Genomic DNA, 4,552 nt, shown 5'->3' on the forward strand with positions numbered 1-4,552 from the left:
CCTAAGCCCTCGCCCCCCAACATATTGAATAACAACCCCGCGCGCCCAGGCATAAAAAAAGACCCCCTCGATGGGAGCCTTTGGCGACCGCTTAAGCCTCTAGAACTCTTTAGGCGTAACGGAGGAGCCAGTTAATCGTTGATGGGTGAACTACGTCTCCATCGCTGTTGTAGAACGTGCGTTTTGGATAATACGTGTGTCGGCGAGGGTCTTTATTAATTCTCTCGAAGTCGTTCTCTAGCATATCTAGAGCCGACCGATGATATGTGTAACCTCTTTCTGCGAAAGTGAAGGTCCAGAGGCGGGCAAACCAGAGTGGTAGATACTCAAAGGTTTGATTATCATCGAACTCTTGCAGCCATTTGCTGTAGCGGGCCATCACCTCCTTTACATCGTTGGGGTGACATTCGACGGTCATGCCATCAAATTGGAATGCCAGGACATTCTCCTGCATTGCATCACTAGCGATGAAGCTTTGCATGACATGAGCTTCAGCACCTTGGCAGAGGTGAGCCAAGGCTCGACCCGCAATCTCACTCTCATTCACAGTAGGTTCCCAGGGCTGTACCCGACGACCAGCGGCCTTGTCATCCGCCCATTGCGCTTTGTCCAGCTCGAACTGCTCCAGGTACTCAGTAGCCTCCTGGCGTAGGTGAAACACATGCCCAGCGGCGTTCTTCACCCGGTCAGGCAGCTGCTTAGGGGTAGAATTCAGGATGTTGGTGAGGCTGTACTTCGCCATCCACTTCTCGCGGCTGATTACAAGAGGCTCTAGAAAGCCCCCAAGCACCTCTTTGATTTGAGCCTGACTGAACTGAAAGTGATGACCATCAGCCCGTAGTTGTGCATTCACCAACATCTGCATGCCTTTGCCCAAGGGACAGCCAAACACCAAGCTATAGACCAGAACCTTCAGGGCACGCTTGGGAACCTCTAATCCATCAGGTGTGATTTCCTTCCAAACAGAGTCTCCTCGTTTAGCGATCGCTTTAACTTTCTGAAGTAGCTCTTCGCACCCCTTCTGAAGAGGCTTGTCGCTGTCTTTCTCATCCAGGTCAGCATCCCTCAAAATTTGGCATGCAATAAGCAACTGGCAGGACTTGAGGTCAAGCTCCAGAGCGATTTTCTCGGGGTTGCTCGGCTGGATGTAGAGCCAACGGATGAGCTTGGGTAACCAGACAGCCCCACCGTCTGTATGGATTCGCCCAGGGCCCTGCAAGTGCCATTGGCTGAAGTATTGGGGCTCTGGTGTATCCAGATCCATGTCGTCCAAGGCGTAAAGCATGGAGCGCTCACAAGCGTAAACTCTCTCATCCATATATTCCAAGTCCTTGTCGATTTCCTTCAGCCGCGCATGAATCTCCTGAATCCGCTGCTGGCCTTTTTCAACTTCTAATTCCTGCTCTAGCTGCTCCATTTCGTTATACAGCGCCACACCACCGTAGTTGAATAGCGCATACTCACGAATCTCGGGCAGGCCCTGACGGATAAAACGTTCTGTATTGAAGCGGAATGTAGACTGGTGTATCCGCTTGACACAAGTGATTAACGCTGGGTCACGACGAAACTTACTGTTAACAATCTCAGAATCCAATCGCGCGGGCTTGCTACGGTCATGGGCCTCATATTCCATGAGAGGCATAATACCTGCGTCAAGCAGCTTAGCCTTACGCTCGCGCTTAATTTCTTCTTGAATCCACCGACCGAGGTAGCTAACCAGCGGGCGGGTGTCATAAATTCGGCAATGCACCTTAGCGTGAGCTTCGGTGAACCCAAGTAGCCCTAACTCTATTAATAGAGGAACCACTTCGTCGTGGATTGCTGAAACGATTGCTCTGACTTCCTTATAGCTTTTGTACTTGCTTCTATCAGCACCCAGCAGCTGTCCTGCGAATACATGGGCAGCGATCGCGCGTCTAAATGGAGACCCAAAGGCAGAGTTGTTAGCCTGGCTTAGCTGGTTAAATTTGTGGATGAGCGTATCAATACTCATCAGAACCCCGATGACCAAAGGGCTTTCAGCGTACTCAACCTTGCCTTCGACAACTAGCTTGCTTCGGACTTGATGACTGCGGAAGCGAGTGAACAGGTAACCCAGCTGCTGTATAGCCCTGTCATGCGTCTTCTTGCGCTTAAGCTCAAGATTGTTAAAGGCAGCTACGGTTTTAGGAAAGAATTTCTCGTCCTTGACCAGTTGTGCCCTTATAGATAGCTTGCTGGCCGAACGTTTCGTGTTATAATTGTCTTGCATCGTAAATTTCCTGGAAGATGTTTGCGGTGAGTTGAACGAGTAAACTAATTTCTAAAAAAGCCGTTGTGTCGAGCAGCGGCTTTTTTGTGTGCCTATCAAGCAAATCGCATTGGTGCCTCACAGGTGTGGTCAGCCTCGCGCGCGTATGAAATCACGAATGCTTCGGCCCCATTGAGCAGCTGCTCCAATTGAATTTTTACTAACTCGATTTCGACTGAGACGATAGGCTGGTCTCTGTAGATGGATGTTGATAACTCGGTGTCGCCTAAAAAGGCCGTGATGATGGCGCTGTACATGGTTAGTCCTCTTCGACTAGTGTGAAAATGTCTTCGATTGAATTCAGTCCAAAAATCCGCTTCATAACCTTGTAGGTGTTGGAGTCAATTCGTTTGACATAGCCCTTATACAGTTGATAAGCGCTTCCATAGCCCATCCCTGACTCCCTAACAAACCATTCTCGGTTGCGACCAGCTGCGTCTAGATACTCTTTAAGTCGGCAGTGAAACATTATTTGAAATTAGTTAATTCTTGTTTCAATTATACCTCTAAAAATCGTGGAACACAAGCGTACTACGCTAGCTTGCACAGAACGGAGCACATTCTAAAAATTGGAGAGAATGGCCAGACAAAGGCATTATTCGTATGGAACCCTTATCTTAAGTTCCTAGCTTCAAATAATGACTAAAAACCAACTCAAAAAACGAGAAGCCACGCGGCGGTTATTCCTTGAATATCTAAAGAATCCTTCTTTAAGACAAATCGCTGACCGTTTTGGCGTAGCCCGTAGTGTTCTAGCCTATAGGTTCAAGACCTATATCCACTCTGAGTATGCTCAGCTGTCTCGGCGCGGTATCTTCATAACGATCAGACCTCACTTAGTCTCTAAAAGTATTCGTATTAGAGAACAGGTTTCTAATTGGCTAGTCGAAAACCTTGAGCTGATCGTACGTAACGAGATTCACAGCTCGCGTGTTGTCTTCTCTGAAAAGAAACTAAATAGGCTTACCTTCCAAGAGTGCGGTCGCGTTGGTGATTACAGAGACAACTTGATGGAGGTCTTGGCGTGTTAGAGCCTACTGCTATGGAGGAGGATTATTACGTAGAGCCTGTCGAGCGGCAGCTTTGTCCTTATATTGATTTAATTGAGCTTGAAGAGGCGATCAAGCTTTACTATCAAGGAAAACTCAATGATGTTGATGAAGAGTACTTCGCGCGACTGTACTTAGAGAACTATCAGCTAATCCCTGGAAAGACTCTATTAAGTGTCTTAGATCAGGCAACCATGTGGGAGTGTCTCTACAAGTTAGACTTCATTCACAGATGCACTTTGAATGCCTATTATGGCGACAGCGCTGTAGCGAATGTTCGGCTCTCTAAGGTAGTTCCTCCCGGCATGAGGCTATCCGATTATCAGAGCTTCCTATTACCCCATGCGATCAACGCTCTCGCTTATATCGTCCACCAGATGTTGTAGTTTTTGGACATCCCGTTAAGGTAGGAGCTTGTGTCTCCTTTTTGAGTTGGGTTTCCTCGGGGTCGTGCTTAGGCAGGGCCCTTTGTTATTTCTGCCACACTTTGCAACAAAATCGAACAAATTTGAACAATGCCCACGCCAAAAGCCAATCCTACTAAACGAAAGGTTCGTTACTGTCAAAAAGTAGCCGACCTTATCGTTGAGGTTATTGGCAACGGTGGGACTGATTCAGATGTGGCAGCGGCTGTTGGAATTGAGCGATCGACTCTATATAGATGGATTAAATCACATCCCGAACTTCAGGCGCGCGTTGATGCTATTCGTAACGGTCTAGACGAGACTCATGCTGAAGCTGTTCTCGATCAGCTTGCAGAATGCCGCGTCCTTGCTGAGAGCTATACCTTAAAACTTTTTAAGGGTGAAATCCAGCGAGTTAAGACCAGAACTGATGGTACAGGCGCTGTCATCTTTAAGGACAGTGAAGTCGTACTCCCAAGCGATCGCCTTGTCGAAAGGTTCCTCCAACTTCAAAGTGCTGAGCAGCACTTCAAGTTAAGCATCGATTTGGCTGAGCCTTTCGATGATGCTTAGTGGTGCAGAAAACTTAGGGCAGTCTCACCATGAGAATGTGAGGACCTTAGCGAACTCAATGCGACAGTCTAGGGCGTCTCGCTTGCATTGAGAGGCGCAAGCGGGCGGTGGATTGCCCTTAGGCAAGGCTTGGAGGATGGGCAAGGGCAAACGCTCGTAGCAAAGCCGAGCCAGTTCCCGCAAACCGAGTTGCAGAAAACTCAAGCCCCGGTCGCCATGCCAATCCAGACGACTCC

4 protein-coding genes and 1 pseudogene are annotated in these 4,552 nt (G+C 48.4%); 2 read left to right on the forward strand and 3 right to left on the reverse strand.

Annotation, left to right across the window (positions count from 1 at the left end; all coding sequences use genetic code 11):
- Positions 1–109: 109 nt before the first annotated feature.
- Positions 110–2,251: a hypothetical protein gene (locus IQ273_RS30880; protein ID WP_194026915.1), complete on the reverse strand. Its 2,142-nt coding sequence runs from the start codon at positions 2,249–2,251 to the stop codon at positions 110–112.
- A gap of 95 nt (positions 2,252–2,346) precedes the next feature.
- Positions 2,347–2,547, reverse strand: coding sequence for a hypothetical protein (locus IQ273_RS30885; RefSeq protein WP_194026916.1), 201 nt, complete (start codon positions 2,545–2,547; stop codon positions 2,347–2,349).
- A 767-nt stretch (positions 2,548–3,314) separates the two neighbouring features.
- On the opposite strand from IQ273_RS30885, the gene IQ273_RS30890 reads away from it, so the two are divergent.
- Positions 3,315–3,725, forward strand: coding sequence for a hypothetical protein (locus IQ273_RS30890; RefSeq protein WP_194026917.1), 411 nt, complete (start codon positions 3,315–3,317; stop codon positions 3,723–3,725).
- Positions 3,726–3,854: 129 nt separating this feature from the next.
- Positions 3,855–4,316 (forward strand): hypothetical protein, encoded by a 462-nt coding sequence (locus IQ273_RS30895; RefSeq protein ID WP_194026918.1) that lies wholly within the window; start codon positions 3,855–3,857, stop codon positions 4,314–4,316.
- A gap of 24 nt (positions 4,317–4,340) precedes the next feature.
- On the opposite strand, the pseudogene IQ273_RS34185 reads toward IQ273_RS30895, so the two are convergent.
- Positions 4,341–4,552: pseudogene (locus IQ273_RS34185) on the reverse strand (IS4 family transposase); the annotation flags it as partial.

The organism is Nodosilinea sp. LEGE 07298 (assembly GCF_015207265.1).
GTDB lineage: Bacteria > Cyanobacteriota > Cyanobacteriia > Phormidesmidales > Phormidesmidaceae > Nodosilinea.

Bases quoted from the DNA above. Each gene is read 5' to 3' on its own strand.
- IQ273_RS30880 (WP_194026915.1), bottom strand. From the start codon at position 2,251: ATGCAAGACAATTATAACACGAAACGTTCGGCCAGCAAGCTATCTATA.
- IQ273_RS30885 (WP_194026916.1), bottom strand. From the start codon at position 2,547: ATGTACAGCGCCATCATCACGGCCTTTTTAGGCGACACCGAGTTATCA.
- IQ273_RS30895 (WP_194026918.1), top strand. From the start codon at position 3,855: ATGCCCACGCCAAAAGCCAATCCTACTAAACGAAAGGTTCGTTACTGT.